The following is a 17,279-nucleotide window of genomic DNA, read 5'->3' as shown; positions in this document are numbered from 1 at the left end:
GACCCCTATTCGCGCGCCACCATCGTGCGCAACGGCGAGCTGCCGATCGGCACCGGCGACGGCGTCGCCTTCACCGCGACCGCCGACGACAAGAAGAAGGCGCTCGACGGCCGCTGCGATGTCGTCGTCTCCGGCGTGACGCCGCCGGCGCGGTTCTGGACGCTGACGCTCTATGACCGCAAGGGCCACCTCGTCGCCAACGCGCTGCAGCGCTACGGCTTCACCAGCCAGGAGATCGTGCGGCAGTCCGACGGCACGTTCGAGATCCACATCGCCTCGCGCTCGCGCTCCGGCAACTGGCTCCCGACCGGCGGCATCGAGCGCTACGCGCTGATGCTGCGCCTCTACGACACGCCGGTCGGCGTTGCCACGCGCACCCAGCGCGATGCACCGATGCCCACGATCAAGACGGTGGGCTGCACATGATCCGGCTCCTCTTCACCATCGTCGCGGGCGTGCTGCTGGGCCTCGTGGTCCATCTCGTCAGCGTGCTGGCGCTGCCGCGGATCGCGACGCAGGACGCCTATTCGCGGCTGACGCCGATGACCAAGCTCAACGATGTCACGCAGCTCCCCCTCGCCGATCCCAACACCTCGCCGATGCCGTTCATGGACCCGGCCTTCGCAATCGCGATCTGCCGCTACGACCTGTCGGGCGGGCCGATCAAGCTGACGGTCCCCGTCAGCCAGGCCTATACGTCGGTGTCGTTCTACACCCGCAACGAGATCGCCTATTACGCCATCAACGACCGTTCGGCCGGCAAGAAGGTGATCGAGCTCGACCTGATGACCGAGCCGCAGCACGAAGACCTGCCCGAGGACGAGGAGATCACCGCGGCCGACCGCCTGATCATCGACTCCCCGAGCACCACCGGCCTGATCGTGATGAAGGCGCTCGCCGCCGAGCCCGGCCTGATGCAGCAGGCGCAAGCCTCGCTTGCGGCCGCGACCTGCGCGCCGCAGACCGAGCCGCCGGCCAAGGCCGAAGCGCCGCGCGGCCGGCGCTGAGCGAGCCCTTTCGGCAGCGCGAAACAAAAACTGAAAAACAACCCCATGCACAGTAGCGGCGGGTCATCGCGCCGGTGCTGACTGGTCAAGCGTAAGGCGTACCAGTCATTGCGTCTTTCAGGCCAATGGCGCGGTTGTTCGGCCGGGCGAAGAAATCCACCCTGGCTTGCTCGGTATTGCGCCTTTTGCGCAAGGTCCGGTAGGTCCCGACGAAAGTTATGGTGCACGTCGCGAGACGCAGATTAGCTGCGAGCAAGACCGCGAGCGCATGTGCGTGTGTTTTGACACGTCGGGCAAAACAGGCGCACAATGCCATCATCGAAGGACGGGCAACTTTTCGGGGGCCAGCGCGCCATCTGCGTAGGGCTCGCCGTTTCCAGTTCCGCTTCGCGACGGTACAGGCAATATAGACCCCTACGCCCTCGCGAGTGAACCTCAATGAGGCCCACGGCAACTTCGCTGATGGGCTAAGATCGGACGAAGCGTCCGTGGGAAGCTTGGCATCCGAATCTCACTGTCCAGGAGTCATGCTGGGATAGGCCCCTCGATCCGATGAACTTCACGTACCGCGTCGCGATCGGCGATCCGAGCGTGATGCGCGACCAAGTTTGGGTAAGCGTGAATATCGAAGCCAACACGAGGCGTCCAACCCGTGATCGCATAAAAGCCGACGTCGGCAATCGAGTAGTCCGCGCCCAACAGATACTCACGCGTAGACAGATGCTGGTCGACAAAGGCGAAGCGCGCCCTCAACCGCTCGCGGAAAATATCTTTCGCTCGCTCGTCCAGTGCCGTGTAAAACAGTGGGCCAAGACCTCCCTTGTGCATCTCGCTGGAGAGGAAGTTCAGCCAAGCTTGAAGTCTCGCCCGCTCGATGGTTCCATGCGGTGGAGCGAGCTTTCCCGTCGAATCGCGATCCCCAATGTATTGGGCGATCGCGGCTGCCTCAAGAAGTACGCTGCCATCATCGAGCAGCAGAGCTGGTACGTAGCCAAGTGGATTTATGGCGCTGTAGTCCTCACCATCCGCCATCCTCTTGGTGGCTTCATCAACCCTTACGGCGACAAAGGAAAGACCACTCTCGAGCAAGGCGACATGGGGCATAAGCGATATCGTGCCCGGCGCGTAGTATAGCTTCATGCGACCACCTTCCTGCTCCTCCCGGCCAACAAATTTTTAGATGGCCTGTTTGCTTCGCGGGCGTTAATGCGCAGGTGGAGATGCCAATCCGATTGCAAGGTCGTCCAGCCCTGACTTTGCGAGCCGCAGGTCGCGGGATGGTTCTGGTTTGGGGCCGTTTCGCCCGCTTCATCAAAGCCCAACCACTCGCGCCCAGGCAGTTTGGCGCCCGGGGGCAGAGCATCCATTGCCGCGTCGGCCACATCGATCACCGTGCCTCGCCAATCGCAAGGAGCCTAGCAAGCAATCGATCCTGAGCAAGTGGCTGTCAGTCTTAGTGTCGAAGAAAGTAAGAATGTGTGAATGGAAATGGGCTGGTTGATTTCTAAACTAATGTTCCTGACGTTGGTTAAAGGTGCCACTCCACCATGGACGAGCCGCCTATTGAGATTGAACGCTTGGTCGACGATTCAGTGCTGCCAGCTACAATTGCAACGCTTCAATTCGCCTACTGGGGGGCGTTGACCGGCTACGATACAGCGTTAGGCTACGAAGAATTTCTGCAAAACGCGGCCCGATCAGCTCGACTGCCAACGGTTTTGGTCGCCCGACGCGGCACAATGTACATGGGCTCAGTCAACTTACTGGCCAGCGAGATGATGATACGGCCTGCGCTTTCGCCGTGGATGGCCCAGCTATTTGTGATCAACTCGGCCCGAGGACGCAGGGTCGGAAGCGCACTGATCGAAGCCTTGATGGGTTGTGCTATCGAACTAGGCTATCAGCGCGTCCACCTCTTTACGTCGGGCACATTACCCACGTACTACGCCGCGCTAGGGTGGAAGCCAATCGAGGAAGTCGAATACCTCGGAAAGATGCGTACCGTTATGGCAATCGATCTGCCGTGACGGGCGACGTGCGTTTCGGACAGGGCTTGGTCGCTTCCAGTCAGAAAGCTGAAATCGGCAACAGCATCGCCCATATAAGCTTCGGTCATTTTCGACCGATTCAGCGGTGATGGCCTGTTGGTTGATGTCCGTTCTACCCCTGAAGCGCCGAAGCCGGGGCCGAGGCGACGTCGGGCAAAACACTGGCTGAATGGCATCATCGAAAGTTCGTAACACCCGCCGCGGAGCAATCCGCTGCGGGTTTTTTCATCTCGGAGATTGGTTGCCATGACCAGAGGATCGCTACCACTCTCCACGACAAGCCAAGCCATCGGACCGGCGAGACCGGGATTGGATCTGGACGGCTCGTCCCAGCTAGATTCGCGATGCGCTTGCAACCCAGCTTGAAACCAAAGCGCCGGTATATCCGAGCGTCGAGATTGGGGCAGCGCGCGTCGCCCCCGCTAGCGTGCGAAAGCTCCCCCACATATCGTCGCGTTCCTGAGGCCGCCTCATTCTGGCAGAACATCGCGTTCAACGTCGCAGCCAAGCGACATTGAGAAACGTTTGGTTCGATGCATCTCTGCGCGGTTGAGCCAAGCGCTCGTTATCGAAATGTCGGCAATTGGACCCGTAGCGGGATTGACCGAAGGTTACGCCCCCGGCACCCCTTCATGCTCACCGCTGCGACAAAGCGCTTTCTGTACGCTCATTTATCGGGCAGCATAGGTTCAATGCGGCTGACGGGAGCACCAAGATCGCGAAGGCGCTGTTCTCCTCGCAGGCGTTGCAGACTTCATTGAGTTGATTTTTTCGGTGCGCGCTTTTTTGGTCTCGGGCCACCTGGCGCCCCGGCATCGTCCCCATGGCAAGGCCAAGCATCTCTGAACGCCTCGAGAGCAATGGTAATCCCCGGTTCATTCAGTCGATCCGGATTGCTGTCAATGTATTGAAGAAGGACCTTGGCACTTTCCAAGATACTGCCTTGCGCGGGGGGGCATGCACGCACCCCAGCTGGCAGATTTGGTGCAAAGAGCATCGCAGTCTCGATCATTCCCTCACATGCGCCGGCGAACCGGGCTTCGTCCTGATCACGAAACGATTTCTGAACAAGTAGCCCGCAAGATTTCTGCGCGTCGGTTCCTTTTTCGACGACCGTGCCGCTGGCGCTTCCAATGAGCAAGAGGACCAAGCCGGCAAGAATGATATGGACCCGCATTAGTGTCCCCCGAATACCGGCGCAAAAACAGCGGCGATCAGTGCACTGATTGCACAAACTTCGATGCCGCGCGTCCCTTGCGCGAAATTTTGATGCGCCGCACTTTCTCGGATGACGCCGCTCACTGAATTTGTGGGAAACCGGGTGCCTGTCGAGACGGCTGATCAGGTAAGCTGGATGAGCTCAATACCGAGGGCCCTAGCCTCGATCGGATTCAAGCTGCACCGTTTTCCGTCCCCCGTTCAGCTCTCTGAGCCGGTTTACGTATTCCTCAGGCTTGAGCAGATGAAAAGGAGCGTTGAGACCCATAAAAGTCGCTATGCGGCCGATGAACGCAGTGCAGTTGGTCGTTGCCGCATTCCATAGCGGCGAAGTCTCCTGCAGGTGTTTGATATAAGCAAACACCTTCTTGGCATCGGCCTCACTCAAGTAGACGCGATAGCTGGCCGTCAGATATTGCTCGTCAAGATCACCATAGCTCGCCCCTGTCTCCGAGGGGACAAAGATTAGGTGTCCCAAGATGTACGGCACCTCGTCGCCGGCTGGGGCCAGACCAGCGACCTCGACCTGCTTTTCGCTTGTCTTTCCGTACCAGACGAATGCGTGACCGTACGTTGATGCCGTGCGGGCACGAAAATCGACGTAGTAGGGACCTAGGGCAGTGGCTCTTCGAGCCGGCTTTACATCTGATGTGGGTGGCGGGGCACTCGGCGTAGCAGCGGCCATGCTGTCCGCATGCTTCGTCGCCGAATTGAGGAGAGCGTCCCGTTGCTCATGGTCGGGACGCGCCGCGAGCGGCTGGGCGCTACTGATCCCGACCTCCAAGCCCACAAAGGCCGCCAGCAAGGCCGCCTTTGCAAGAAGCTCCAGACCCGGACACCTCCGAATCAGTCCCGCCATCTTCGAATCCTCTTGGATCCAAGATCCGATGTCACAGATAATCCGCTTACCCCAAGCGAACGCCGCTGGCGTACGAAAGGATATTCAGATCAGCCTTTGGTCACCAACGGTGCCGGGGCCGCGACCGGGTATTTGCCCACGGGGCTCTTACCGACGGGGTATTTTCCGACGGGATATTTGCCAACCGGCGCGGGGGCGGCAGCAACTGGCTGAGGCCGTGGCAGGTCGGCTGCAACTGCAGTGCCCACGAAAGCCAAAGAAGCGAAACCAAGAGTCACGAATTTCAACATGGGGCTCTCACCACGGTTCGGATGGGTTGGAATTCACCTTACGCGCATAGAAAACCAGACGATCGCCCCGACGGCAATGAATAGACCGAGGAGTTGGCAGTCCCGACAGCCGTTTTTTGCCGCATGTTGCGAAAATGGCACGAAAATTGAGGCGCCTGGTTCCATGTCGATTTCGCGACCCCCATGGATCAAGACGTGTCGGGACCTGCTTCAGAAAATCCACGGAAAGACCCGACCGGTCCGCGCCATATACTCGCGATAGCTGCCGCCGAACGTCTGCAGCATCATTCGCTCTTCTCTTGCGACGCGGCCAAAGAACAAGATCCCGAAGCCGGCCAGGCCCGCGAAACCGGCAATCCAATTAGGCAGCAGCAATGCCTGCGCGATAGCCCACAGCCAAAATGCCGAATACATCGGATGGCGAACTCTCCGGTAAATCCCCTCGGTCACCAGTTTATGATTCTCGCGCACGTCGAGGCTTATCGACCAATTCCGGCCGAGTGCACGGTGAGTCAGGTGAAACATGCCCAAAGCCGCAATCGCAAAGAGAGACCCCAGCCAAGCCAACGAGGGATAGAAGCCATAAGCTGCGAAACGAGGTATTCCTGTCGCTACGTAGACCAGCGGCACAAGGCCAAGGCCCGAAAGAGATATGAGCAGGAGCGCAGTCTCCAGGGGGCCGCGAGCGCTCCGCACAACCTTCTCACGGCGGGAACGCCGCGCGTACTTATGACGTATGAGGTACCAGCCGATCGCCATTGCAACGAAAATGACTTTTGAAATGGTGGGCGTCATTTTAATTAGGCTGCCACGACTGGACTGCCAGGCAGTTCACTTTCCGACAGCGGCGCGCTCGCAATAAGTCCTCCATCGTCAGCGATCATCGACACGGCGCCATCGGGGGCAAGCGTCTGGGCTTTGGCTGAAACAGGTCCGCATGTCAGCATAAAGTAGTCGTACGATGTTCTCCTGTCATTTCCACTGACGAACTGGCAGTGCACGCGGAAGAAATTGAAGCGGATGCGTCGATATATGTCGTCGTCAAGCATTCGACTAAGCCTAACGACCCTGACGGTCGCCTCGTTTTCTGTCGACAAGCCCATTTCGGCCATTGGCCGGCTTTTGTAAAAGTTCAACGGGTCGATGAGGGCCTGATAATCGCCCCAGAAGATCGCGCGCGATTTGGCGACGCGCTCCACCGTCATGCGAAAGCGTATTGCCTTCGGGTGCAGGCCAATCTTGAGTATGGATGATCCAACGCTCAAGAATGTGACGGGAATTTTGTTCTGACCGAGCGCAGGTTCCAGCTTCAGGGCGCGATCAAGTAGATCAATCGCAAGTACGGCGCCAAGACTGTGCCCTATGACCAGAATTTCGTCTGCGGCAGAGCTGCTCGCCGCAGCCACAAGCTCGGCGGCCAACCTGTCCAGCCTCTGCTCGATTTCCGAATTGCCGCGTTCAATATACTCGCGAGAAAAAATCCAATCATCGAACAAGTTGCCCAGGTGCAGCCAGCGCCACGGGCCCGCCAAAACGGCTGCGACCCCGAAGAGACCACCACCGGCAGCAATGGGAATTGATCCGGTGATTTTGAATGCAAACACGCCAATCAAGAAGGCGGCCGCAATGAGCAGTCCGAACGTGACCCACGGATAGAGAAAGAAAAACGCGTAGCGCCAGTTGGTCAGCAAGTAACGCCAAAGAGTGCCGGTCAAAACGAAATCCAGAAACGCAAGAACACCGACGAAAATGCGGGAGCCAATGCTTCGACGCCCGTAGCCCTCAATTACGTCGTGCCATTGGACCAGACGATAATCGGTTTCGACCAGCCAATCGGGGCCGGTCGTCGTCACGTTCCACCGTATCTGGTCGGCGGTATCGTGCGAACCGTCAACGGCCGCTTTCACTGACCAGGTACGCTGGAACCTGGCAATCTCGCGCACGAAGCGTCGTTGCGCGCTGACCTGCGACGTGATTGGATCATAGCCGCCGATGTGGAATACTAGCCGCTTCGTCACAGGTTTTCCGGACATAGCCTTACCCACGAATATCCGCGAGCTCATCATGTTACTCGCTGCCCGCGCGTCATTCGACCTGCAATCAAACGAAACGTTTGCTGCCAAGGGTTGTCAAGAGAGAATCGGCCAGTTATGGGGGAACATGTGTCGATTTATTTCGCCATGCGCAACCCGAACCGCTCGAGCAATAGCGTCGATCGGTGCCGGCATGATTATCGGATTGTCCAGCACGGCGCCCTCTCAGGCGCAGGACGAGATATCGTCTGGAGAGAGGTGCCTTGCGGCAAATTTGGATATCTCGCTGGGCGCACAATTGCCCCGCACGGCGGCGCGCTTGAGAGCTGGTGAGCCGCTAAAGATTGTCGCGATCGGATCATCGTCGACAGTGGGACTCTGGCAGCTTAGGTCCGCAGCCACCTATCCGGAGGTGATGCGTCGAGAGCTCTCGAGGCTTAGATCGAACGCCAAGATCAACGTTATCAACAGCGGTCGAGTCGGCGACACGATTCCGAACAACATCGCACGCTTCGAGCGTGATGTTTTCGCCCACGCTCCTGATCTCGTTATCTGGCAACTGGGCACCAATGACGTCGCCTGGGGTGGCCGGCCAGACCAAGGCCTCAAGACGAGCGTTCTTGAAGGGATAAGGGCACTCAAGGCAGGCTCTGCCGATGTCGTGCTGATGGATCTGCAATATGCGCCGCAAGTGCTCGCTTCCGCTAGCTACCCAACGATGGAGGGTATCATCGCGGATGTCGCGAAGCAGGAACGAGTCGGGCTATTCTCTCGTTTTGCGCTGATGCGAAACTCGATCAGTGCCGGAGTTGCGCAAAGCGCGCTTGTAACGTGGGACGGATTGCACAACACCGCCGATGGTTATGACTGCATTGGACGAGCCCTTGCCCGGGCCATCTCAACGAGTGCGCGTTGAGAGTTCCTAGCTCATGTGAATCGAAGGCTGCGGCTTCGCTTAAGTTTGAGCGCCGGCCGGGACAGTGGCGCCGCGCGTGCAAATTCCCGCGAACGCGACCAAAGACAAATTCTCCTCGACGATCACCGCAGCTCTCGCAGCGGTGACAGCTATTCGCGCCGACGCTGTCAGGAGGTGCGCTCATGCACCATTATGCCAGCCAACTTGTTGACCTGTTACTGGTGCTTGTCGGCGCGTGGATGGTGCCAGCCACCATCTTTGTTATCTATGCCTATTTCGCTGGTCTTAGGAATCCGGTCACCGAATCGGTCTTTGGACGTGCGATCATCATTTCCCTGTTCATCATAACCACGTCGATTTGGCTCCCGATCATTGTGGCCGCCATAGTCCTATCGCTGATCGGACATTTGTGGTCCCGCTTGAGGGTAAGACCACGCAAGTAGCCAGATATTGCGAGAGGCAAAAAGGTGGCGTCGAATAGCGGCACCTCAGCAAAAACAGAAAAGGGAAGCAAAGTGATGCCCGCGTTTCTCTTGGTTCTGACGATAGCCGCAATCAATATTATAACAATCGCCGCGACTGCAGATTGGCGACCGCAATTTCTCTCAGCGTGCCGAAGCGGTTGCACTCAGCAAGGTGGTTTTTCGACGGACGCCTGCTTGCAGATCTGCAACTGCATGGCCTCGGAGATAGAAGCGAATTTTGATAACGAGACTCTCGGCTCCGTTGCTACCCCGAGCGCTGAGCAACTACGTCGGACCAACGAAATCAGAGTCCTCTGCGTCCGTCGAATACTAGGGGGCTAGGCGTATAGTCCCGGCAGTTCGCAACGATCGACGGCTCCCGGATCTGCCCCCGATCTGCCGCTACGACCTGTCGAGCGGGCCGATCAAGCTCACCGTGCCCGTCAGCCAGGCCTACACCTCGCTCAATTTTGACACGTCGGGCAAAACACTGGCAGAATGACATCATCGAAAGTTCGTAACACCCGCTGCGGAGCAATCCGCTGCGGGTTTTTTCACGCCTGAGCACTTGTCTCACTTTGAATTTATCCCCAACAGATGCGCTTGGGCCCGGGTCCCACGCGCCCACAGCAGCGCCAACGGTCCCACTAGGATCCCGGCCGCGAGAACGATGAACACCAGCAGCCAGCCGTTCGCGCTCTGCGGTCCGCCCGCGATGTCGAGCGCAGCGCCAGTTCCCCAGGCGCCGACGGCTGAGAGGCCGAAGCCAACGGTGGAGTGCAGGGCCAGAGTTGCACCGCGATGCTCGGAGACGGCCGCAGCGGACATGCCGGCAGTCAACGCGCCGGAATCGGCCGGCACTGTCAGGCCATAGATGACCAGCAGCAGCGCGAGCACCCATGCGGGCGCTGTTGCGTTAAGGCCGATGACAATCGCGACGCAAGCCGAAGCAATCATCACGATCGTGATTGCTCGATGTCGTCCGAATTTCAGCGCGGCCTCGTTGCCGAGGATGCTGGCCGGCATCGAGATCACCGCGAAGCAGAAGCTCATCACCACAGGCGTCAACCAGGACGGCGCGCTTTGATGTGCCACGACAAAGGTCCAGAATCCGACCAGCCAGGTGCGGATGCCGTAGAGCTCGAAGCAGTGAGCACCGTAACCGAAGATGTAGCCGAGAGCCTCGCGGTTGGCGAAGACAGGCCCGAAGTTCAACAGGCGTCCCGTTTTCGGAGTGGGGCGACGGCCCTCAATCAGAAGACACGCGACAACCATCGCGATCGGACCGATGCCGGTTACATAGAAAGCGGCCCGCCAACCCCAGCGATCGGCGACGACTTGCGCAACCAGGAATGACAGGCCGACGCCTACAGAGAAGCTCGACGTGTACAGCGTCACCGCCCGCGAGGTGTCACCCGCGGGCAATCGATCCGTCAGCGCCTTCAATCCCGGCATGTAGGCGCCAGCAAACCCCAATCCTGCAAGCGACCAGATGATCGTCCCCGACCAGAACCCGTGTGCGAAGATGCCAAACGCCGAGGTCGCAAGTCCGCTGACGACAGAGCCGCACAGGAGCACGATCCGCGCATCGATGCGGTCGGTCAACGTCGTCAGCACAGGCACTGCCAGCATGTAGCCGAATGCGTAGCCGCTCGCCATCAGCCCGCCTTCGGCGGCGGAAAGCCCCCATTCCGGCATGACGTGCTGTGCCAAATTCGCGGAAAGCGTGACATGCGGCAGCAGATTGCCGACCTGGCCGATGCACATGACTGCAATCAGCGGCCAGCCACTCAAGCTACGAATGTTCTCCTCCCATCTGTAGCCCGACCGCCAGGAACCTGCCTCACGAGCAACCGCACCCCGACGCGCCAGACATGTTGGCCATTTCGTCTGCGGCGCAGCAGACCGATGGATCGGTCTTCGCGGGCCCACCGCAGCATCCCGACGCGCCGGCTGATTCAAGACCACCGCGCGTGCATACGCCGGTCTCCGGCAGCACGAGCTCGACCCGCGCCGCCGCCTCCTGGTCGCCCGCGATATCAGCGACGATTGAGCGGACCTGCTCGTATCCGGTGACCATCAGGAAGGTCGGAGCACGGCCGTAGGATTTCATGCCGGCCATGTAGAATCCCGGCTCGTCGTGCGCGAGTTCGCGAGCGCCGTGAGGACGGACCGTCCCGCAGCTATGTTCGTTGGGATCGATGAGCGGCGCGAGCGCAACGGGCGCCTCGATCGCCGGATCGAGCCGAAGCCGCAGTTCGGACAGGAACGAAAGATCGGGACGGAAACCGGTCGAGACGACCAACTCATCGGCCACCACACTGCGCGCACCGCAGCAGGCGCCTGCTGAAATCTTCAGGCGACCCTCGGAGCCCGAGAGGTGAGTGACACCGAATCCGCTCTCTACCCTGATCTTCCCGGCAGCCACGAGCGCGGCGAAGGTCGTGCCCAGTTCGCCGCGCGCGGCAAGCTTGTCATTGCTACCACCGCCAAATGCCTTCGCGGGATCGGCGCCGCGGAGCAGCCAGACGGGCTGCGTGCCGGGGACCTCGTCGGCGAGTTGCACGAGATCGATGAGCGTGCCCACCGCGGAGTGGCCGGCACCGAGCACGGCAACGGTCTTCCCGGCATATCTGGCACGATCGACACCCCGCACATCCGGCATGCCATAGGCGATGCGATCGGCGCGCTCTCGTTCACCGATCGCGGGCAAGCCGCTGCTGCCGGCGGGGTTCGGAGAGAACCACGTTCCTGATACGTCGATCACGGCATCGGCGCGCAGCACCTCGGGGCCCTTGCCGTTCTGATAACGGATTTCGAAGGGCGCCTGCTCTCGCCCCTTGGTCTTGGCCTTGTCGAAGCCGGCGCGGCTGATGGCCGTGACGCGGCTGGACGTCCGGATCATCTCGCGCAGCGGCGTTCGCGTTGCGAGCGGAGCGAGGTATCGGTCGATCAGTTCGCCGCCGGTTGGATAGGACTGAGGGTCCGGCGAATTCCATCCCGTCGGCGCGAGCAGGCGCGCCGACGCCGTGTCCACGTTGTATTCCCATGGCGAGAAGAGCTGAACGTGCTGCCACTGACGGACCGCGTGCGCGGCTTCGGGGCCGGCCTCAAGCACGATCGGCGACATGCCGCGTTCGAGCACATGCGCGGCCGCTGCGAGACCGACAGGACCCGCCCCGATGATGGCCACCGTTTTCTCGCTCATTCGGCTTCTCCGATCATTCTAGAATCATCGAACAATTGCGACAAAAAAAATCAAGCCGCCGTTTGCGCGTCCTTGCATCCGACCTCGTCCGCACAGCACTCGGCGACCAGGAAATCGACCAGCCCCTGCATCGCATCGTAATTCGCGTGGCAGACCAGGGTCGTCGATTCCCGGACCTGACTGACGAGCCCGACCGAAACCAAAGTCTTGATGTGATGGGACAGCGTAGATGCCGGGATCTTCAGCTTTTCCTGCAAGCGGCCGACCGGCATGCCCGAGCGCCCTGCCCGGACCAATGCGCGATAGATCTGGAGTCTTGTCCGGTTACCCAGGGCTTCCAGACGTGCTGCTGCGTCGTCGATCTTCATGAGGGACACGATGCACCCCTTCCCGCCAGCCGTCAACCATACTTCTAGAATATTCGAAATATACTCCCGAGGTAGGTTTTCGGATTTCGGATTGGCGCCTGGCGTTCAATCCGGCAGTCCGGCCGCGAGACCAAATCAACAGCTGTGGCGGCGAGGATCACAACTGAGCACAACATTGACTTGGGTCAATACCTTCAACATCACCAAGCCTATCTAGGCCGATAGATCATCTTCGGTGATGGTAAGGATGCAGCTTGTCCATCGGTTGACGCGGCTATTTCGAAGAACGCTGGGTGTAACGCTATTTGCATTATCACTCGCTGAACTGCATTGCGCTGTCGCCGCGGAAGAAGTCGTAAAGCTCACGCCAGCGCAAGCCCAAAACCTCGGTGTTCGCGTGACGCATCCGGTCTCGAGCCGGACCGATCAGACACTGCCCTACCCGGCCCAGATCGTGATCCCGACCCCGCAATTGTGGGTAGTCAGCGCGCCGGTCGCTGGCATGGTCACCAATCTGGCAGTGGCGCGTGGCGATCGGATCGATGCGGGCCAGACGCTCGTCACCTTGCAAAGCCCAAGCTTCGTCACCTTGCAGCGCGACTATCTGCAGGCCGTCGCGCAGGAGGTTCTGGCCAATCAGCAGCTCAAGCGGAACGCCGATCTGTTCGAGGGCAAGGCAGTTCCGCAGCGCGTCCTCGAAGCCAGCCAGACCGAAGCCCGTCAGGCCGGCATCATGGTCGCCGAGCGCCGCCAGATGCTCCGCCTGAGCGGGCTGTCGGATGACGCCATTGCCCGGTTGACGAACGAGGCGGCGATCAGTGCAACCTTGACCGTCAGCGCACCCCAATCGGCAACGGTCGTCGACGTCGCGGTGCAACCCGGGCAGCGACTCGAGCAGGCCGCGCCCTTGGTCAAGCTCGCACGGCTGTCGCCGCTCTGGGTCGAGATCGCAATTCCGGCTTCGAGCATCCGCGCGATCAAGGCCGGAGCAAAGGTCGAGGTCGAGGGTTACGACGAGCCGGGTCGGGTCATCCTGGTGTCCGAGACGACCGACGCGGCAACGCAGACCATTCTAGTGCGTGCGGAAATCACGAACAACGGCGAGCTCCATGCCGGGCAGACGACGGCTGCGCGCATCAGCTTTCTGTCGGCGGGCGAAAGCGCTTGGGAGATCCCCTACAGCGGCCTGATCCGCCGCGGCGAGCAGAGTTCGATTTTCATGGCCATTGATGGCGGATTCCGTTTGTTTCCGGTCACGCTTCTCGCCGAGGACCAGGATCACGTCGTGGTCTCCGGGCCTCTCAACGAAAAGGATGAGATCGCGATCGGGGGAATCTCGGCGCTTCGGGGCATTCTCTCGCGCCTCGGGGCCGGTCAATAATGCTTCGGCGTCTCGTCGCATTCGCGTTATCACAGCGTCTATTCGTCGCTTTAGGCGTATTGCTGCTGATCGGCGCTGGCGCGGCTCTCCTTCCGAGCCTGCCGATCGACGCCTTTCCCGACGTCTCTCCGGTCCAGGTGAAGATCATCATGAAGGCGCCGGGCCTGACCCCAGAGGAGGTCGAGCAGCGCATAACGGTTCCGGTCGAACTGGAGCTGCTCGGGCTGCCCAACAAGAAGATCCTTCGCTCGACAACCAAATATGCGCTCGCCGACATCACCGTCGACTTCGAGGACGGCACCGACATCTACTGGGCCCGCAATCAGGTCTCCGAACGCCTTTCCAACATCGCGCGCGATTTTCCCGACGGGGTCAGCGGCGGTCTTGCCCCGATTACCAGCCCGCTCGGCGAAATGTTCATGTTCACCATCGATAGCCCCGAACTCTCGCTCGCCGAGCGGCGTACTCTGCTCGATTGGGTGATCCGCCCGGCGCTGCGCACCGTACCCGGCGTTGCCGACGTGAACGCGCTCGGCGGCTACGTGCGCGCCTTCGAGATCGTACCGCTCAATGACGCGCTTTCCGCGCGCGGCATCTCCTCCGAGATGTTTCGCCGCGCCATCGAGGCAAACAGCCGCAATGACGGCGCCGGACGCGTGAACCAGGGCGAGGACAGCGCGCTGGTGCGCATCGAGGGCAGCATCCGGACCATCGATGATATCCGCGCAATTGTCGTCGACACTCGCGACGGTGTCCCGATTCGGGTCAAAGACGTCGCCCGCGTCCAGATCGGCGCATTAACTCGCTACGGCGCCGTCACGACCGACGGTCGCGGCGAAACGGTCCAGGGCCTTGTGCTTGGCCTGCGCGGCGCCAATGCCGGGCAGCTCGTCGGCGACGTCCGCGCGCGCCTTGAGGAGCTGAAGCCGTCGCTGCCGGCGAGCGTCTCGATCAACGTGTTCTATGATCGCAGCCGGCTGGTCGGACGTGCCGTCGGGACCGTGGTGCGCGCGCTCGGCGAAGCTACCGTGCTCGTCGTGATCCTCTTGCTGCTGTTCCTCGGCAACTGGCGCGCCTCCCTGGTGATCGCGCTCAGTCTGCCGCTCGCGATCGTCATTGCGCTCCTCGTCATGCGCGCGGTCGGAATGTCCGCCAACCTGATGAGCCTCGGTGGGCTCGCCATCGCCATCGGCATGCTGATCGACGCGCTCGTGGTCGTGGTCGAGAACATCGTCGGCAATCTCGGCCGGCACGAGCCGGGTAAGGGAGCACCACTGGTCCACGTCGTCTTTCGCTCTGTCTGCGAGGTGCTGCAGCCCGTCGCCTCCGGCGTGTTGATCATCATCATCGTCTTCGTTCCGAAGCTGACCTTGCAGGGGCTGGAAGGCAAGCTCTTCATCCCCGTGGCGCTGGCCATCATCTTTGCGCTTGCGGGATCGCTGCTGCTGGCGCTGACCGTCATTCCGGTCGCAACCTCCTTCCTGCTCAAATCGGCGGATCACGGCGATCCCTGGCTGATCCGCGTCGCGCTGCGCGTCTATGCGCCGGCGCTGGACTGGTCCTTACGGAACGAACGCAAGGTCATCGCCGCCGCGCTGATCGCGCTGATCGCGGCGGGCTATGCCTATACGCAGCTTGGCAAGACCTTCATGCCGACCATGGATGAAGGCGATGTCATCGTGAGCGTGGAGACCCTGCCCTCCGTCAACCTTGACGAATCCCTTGCCATCAATGCGAGGCTGCAGGCAGCGTTGATGAAGGTGCCCGACGTCGCCGGCATCGTCGCGCGAACCGGCTCGGACGAACTCGGCCTCGATCCCATGGGACCCAACCAGACCGATACCTTCCTGGTGCTCAAGCCGGTCGAGGAGAGGAAAACTCGCGACCGCGAGGAGCTCCTGCAACGGCTCCGCGAGGTGCTGACCGAGTTTCCCGGCCTGTCGCTGAGCTTCACCCAGCCGATCGACATGCGCGTGCAGGAGATGATCAGCGGCGTGCGCGGCGACGTCGCGGTCAAGATCTTCGGCACCGACATCGGCCAGCTCAACGAAATTGCGGCGAAGCTCTCCGCCATTCTCTCCAGCATCGACGGCGCCGAGGACGTCTACACGACCTTGAACGAGGGCGCCCAATATTACACGGTCGCGGTGAACCGGATGGAAGCCGGCCGTCTCGGCCTGACCGTCGATGCCATCGCCAACGCGCTGCGTACCCAGATCGAAGGCCGCACCATCGGCACGGCGCTCGAGGACGGCCGCCGCACGCCGATCCTGGTCCGCGGCAGCGAGATGACGCGCGAGGCGCCGACGCTGCTTGCGAGCCTGCCGCTGACACTGCCGTCCGGGCAGCACGTCGCGCTGTCGCAGGTCGCCCGCATCCAGCGGGTCGACGGCCCCGTCAAGATCGACCGTGAGGACGGCAACCGCATGAGCGTCGTCCGCACCAACGTCCGCGGCCGCGACATGGTCGGCTTCGTGCAGGCGGCGCAAGCGAAGGTCGCAGCCGAGCTCCCCTTGCCGAAGGGCTATCGCCTCACCTGGGGCGGCCAGTTCGAGAACCAGCAGCGCGCCGCCGCGCGCCTGTCGGTCGTCGTCCCCGTCGCGATCGGCCTCATCTTCGTGCTGCTCTTCACCACCTTCGGCTCCGTGCGCCAGGCGCTCCTGGTGCTCGTCAACATTCCCTTCGCCCTGATTGGCGGCGTCTTTGCGCTGGTCTCGACGGGTGAATATCTGTCGGTGCCGGCGTCGGTCGGCTTCATTGCGCTGCTCGGCATCGCGGTCCTCAACGGTGTCGTGCTGGTCTCCTATTTCAACCAGCTCCGCGCCCACGGCCTCGCCGAGGACCGCATCGTCGTCGATGGCGCGAGGCGACGGCTGCGGCCGGTCCTGATGACCGCCAGCATCACCGCACTCGGGCTGATCCCGCTGTTGTTCGCCACAGGGCCGGGCTCAGAGATCCAGCGTCCGCTCGCCATCGTGGTGATCGGAGGCTTGCTGTCGTCGACGCTCCTGACCCTGATCCTGCTGCCGATCCTGTATCGCCGGTTCGGCGGCGCCGCAAAGGCCGTGAAATGACGAGCGAGTCGGTCTGTCTCACCCTGATTGCGGCGCATCAGTTTCGCGACGAGCTGTTCGACTTCCTCAGCGAGCAGGCCGACCTCGTCCCCGGCTTCACGGCGTCCGACGTCGCCGGGCACGGCGCTGGGGTTCATCTGCACACGGCCGCCGAGCGCGTGAAGGGACATGCAGACCAGGTGCTGGTTCGGGTCGTGCTGCCAAGGGCCGCGGCCGATCGCCTGCTCGAGCGGTTGCGAACATCATTTGCCGGAACGAACCTCGTCTACTGGATCACCCCGGTAACGGACTTCGGGACGCTCGGCTGAGCGCCAACTTCAAGGAATCCCGAGGCCGGTCCGGACTGCATTGAGATCGCAGGTCTCTTGCACTGTGAATCCAGCGTCGCGCAGATGCTGAACCCAGCCGACGCA

Annotated in this window: 18 protein-coding genes and 1 pseudogene; 9 read left to right on the top strand and 10 right to left on the bottom strand. The window is 61.2% G+C overall.

Annotation, left to right across the window (positions count from 1 at the left end):
• Both AC629_RS04850 and AC629_RS04845 read left to right on the top strand, forming a co-directional pair.
• A partial coding sequence (locus AC629_RS04850; protein WP_084803641.1) for a DUF1214 domain-containing protein occupies positions 1–426 on the top strand: 426 nt, incomplete at its 5' end.
• Entirely contained in the window at positions 423–1,007 is a 585-nt protein-coding gene (locus AC629_RS04845) for a DUF1254 domain-containing protein (protein WP_084803640.1), read from the top strand. The genes AC629_RS04850 and AC629_RS04845, both read left to right, overlap by 4 nt.
• Before the next feature lie 525 nt (positions 1,008–1,532).
• Here the strand turns inward: AC629_RS04845 and AC629_RS04840 are convergent.
• The gene (locus AC629_RS04840; RefSeq protein WP_084803639.1) at positions 1,533–2,147 is read right to left on the bottom strand and encodes a glutathione binding-like protein; all 615 of its coding nucleotides are present in this window, start codon (positions 2,145–2,147) and stop codon (positions 1,533–1,535) included.
• Positions 2,144–2,398, bottom strand: coding sequence for a hypothetical protein (locus tag AC629_RS48305; RefSeq protein ID WP_245331718.1), 255 nt, complete (start codon positions 2,396–2,398; stop codon positions 2,144–2,146). Before AC629_RS48305 ends, AC629_RS04840 begins: the two co-directional genes overlap by 4 nt.
• A 156-nt stretch (positions 2,399–2,554) precedes the next feature.
• Here AC629_RS48305 and AC629_RS04835 point away from each other — a divergent pair, with 156 nt between their 5' ends.
• The gene (locus AC629_RS04835; RefSeq protein ID WP_084803638.1) at positions 2,555–3,034 is read left to right on the top strand and encodes a GNAT family N-acetyltransferase; all 480 of its coding nucleotides are present in this window, start codon (positions 2,555–2,557) and stop codon (positions 3,032–3,034) included.
• A gap of 775 nt (positions 3,035–3,809) precedes the next feature.
• Here AC629_RS04835 and AC629_RS44915 read toward each other — a convergent pair.
• From AC629_RS44915 to AC629_RS04810, 5 genes are all read right to left on the bottom strand, one after another.
• Positions 3,810–4,232, bottom strand: coding sequence for a Rap1a/Tai family immunity protein (locus AC629_RS44915; protein ID WP_143198911.1), 423 nt, complete (start codon positions 4,230–4,232; stop codon positions 3,810–3,812).
• A 198-nt stretch (positions 4,233–4,430) separates the two neighbouring features.
• Positions 4,431–5,132: a hypothetical protein gene (locus tag AC629_RS04825; RefSeq protein WP_084803636.1), complete on the bottom strand. Its 702-nt coding sequence runs from the start codon at positions 5,130–5,132 to the stop codon at positions 4,431–4,433.
• Between the two features lie 89 nt (positions 5,133–5,221).
• The gene (locus AC629_RS50425) at positions 5,222–5,422 is read right to left on the bottom strand and encodes a hypothetical protein (RefSeq protein WP_084803635.1); all 201 of its coding nucleotides are present in this window, start codon (positions 5,420–5,422) and stop codon (positions 5,222–5,224) included.
• A gap of 210 nt (positions 5,423–5,632) precedes the next feature.
• Entirely contained in the window at positions 5,633–6,217 is a 585-nt protein-coding gene (locus AC629_RS04815) for a protein-S-isoprenylcysteine O-methyltransferase (RefSeq protein ID WP_084803634.1), read from the bottom strand.
• A gap of 5 nt (positions 6,218–6,222) precedes the next feature.
• Entirely contained in the window at positions 6,223–7,455 is a 1,233-nt protein-coding gene (locus AC629_RS04810) for a hypothetical protein (RefSeq protein ID WP_143198910.1), read from the bottom strand.
• A gap of 31 nt (positions 7,456–7,486) precedes the next feature.
• On the opposite strand from AC629_RS04810, the gene AC629_RS04805 reads away from it, so the two are divergent.
• From AC629_RS04805 to AC629_RS44905, 3 genes and pseudogenes are all read left to right on the top strand, one after another.
• The gene (locus AC629_RS04805; RefSeq protein ID WP_245331717.1) at positions 7,487–8,371 is read left to right on the top strand and encodes an SGNH/GDSL hydrolase family protein; all 885 of its coding nucleotides are present in this window, start codon (positions 7,487–7,489) and stop codon (positions 8,369–8,371) included.
• A gap of 182 nt (positions 8,372–8,553) precedes the next feature.
• Positions 8,554–8,814, top strand: coding sequence for a hypothetical protein (locus tag AC629_RS44910; protein ID WP_143198909.1), 261 nt, complete (start codon positions 8,554–8,556; stop codon positions 8,812–8,814).
• Between the two features lie 415 nt (positions 8,815–9,229).
• Positions 9,230–9,313, top strand: a pseudogene (locus AC629_RS44905) (DUF1254 domain-containing protein); the annotation flags it as partial.
• A gap of 95 nt (positions 9,314–9,408) precedes the next feature.
• On the opposite strand, the gene AC629_RS04795 reads toward AC629_RS44905, so the two are convergent.
• The 3 genes from AC629_RS04795 to AC629_RS04785 form a co-directional block, all read right to left on the bottom strand.
• Complete coding sequence (locus AC629_RS04795) at positions 9,409–10,602, bottom strand: MFS transporter (RefSeq protein ID WP_084803630.1); 1,194 nt, start codon at positions 10,600–10,602, stop codon at positions 9,409–9,411.
• A 76-nt stretch (positions 10,603–10,678) separates the two neighbouring features.
• Entirely contained in the window at positions 10,679–12,043 is a 1,365-nt protein-coding gene (locus tag AC629_RS04790; protein ID WP_084803629.1) for an NAD(P)-binding domain-containing protein, read from the bottom strand.
• A gap of 50 nt (positions 12,044–12,093) precedes the next feature.
• Positions 12,094–12,411 carry an ArsR/SmtB family transcription factor gene (locus AC629_RS04785; protein WP_084803645.1) on the bottom strand — a complete coding sequence of 106 codons (318 nt, stop codon included), beginning with the start codon at positions 12,409–12,411 and terminating at the stop codon, positions 12,094–12,096.
• A 247-nt stretch (positions 12,412–12,658) separates the two neighbouring features.
• On the opposite strand from AC629_RS04785, the gene AC629_RS04780 reads away from it, so the two are divergent.
• From AC629_RS04780 to AC629_RS04770, 3 genes are read left to right on the top strand one after another with little or no spacing between them, the layout of a single operon-like run.
• The gene (locus tag AC629_RS04780) at positions 12,659–13,792 is read left to right on the top strand and encodes an efflux RND transporter periplasmic adaptor subunit (protein ID WP_084803628.1); all 1,134 of its coding nucleotides are present in this window, start codon (positions 12,659–12,661) and stop codon (positions 13,790–13,792) included.
• A complete protein-coding gene (locus tag AC629_RS04775) occupies positions 13,792–16,866 on the top strand; it encodes an efflux RND transporter permease subunit (protein WP_084803627.1) in 3,075 nt (1,024 codons plus the stop codon). Before AC629_RS04780 ends, AC629_RS04775 begins: the two co-directional genes overlap by 1 nt.
• Positions 16,863–17,174 carry a DUF3240 family protein gene (locus AC629_RS04770; protein WP_084803626.1) on the top strand — a complete coding sequence of 104 codons (312 nt, stop codon included), beginning with the start codon at positions 16,863–16,865 and terminating at the stop codon, positions 17,172–17,174. Before AC629_RS04775 ends, AC629_RS04770 begins: the two co-directional genes overlap by 4 nt.
• The last annotated feature ends 105 nt before the right edge of the window (positions 17,175–17,279 follow it).

Source organism: Bradyrhizobium sp. NAS80.1 (assembly GCF_001908205.1).
In the GTDB taxonomy this organism is placed as follows: Bacteria; Pseudomonadota; Alphaproteobacteria; order Rhizobiales; family Xanthobacteraceae; genus Bradyrhizobium.
This window is presented reverse-complemented; position numbering and strand designations above follow the sequence as displayed.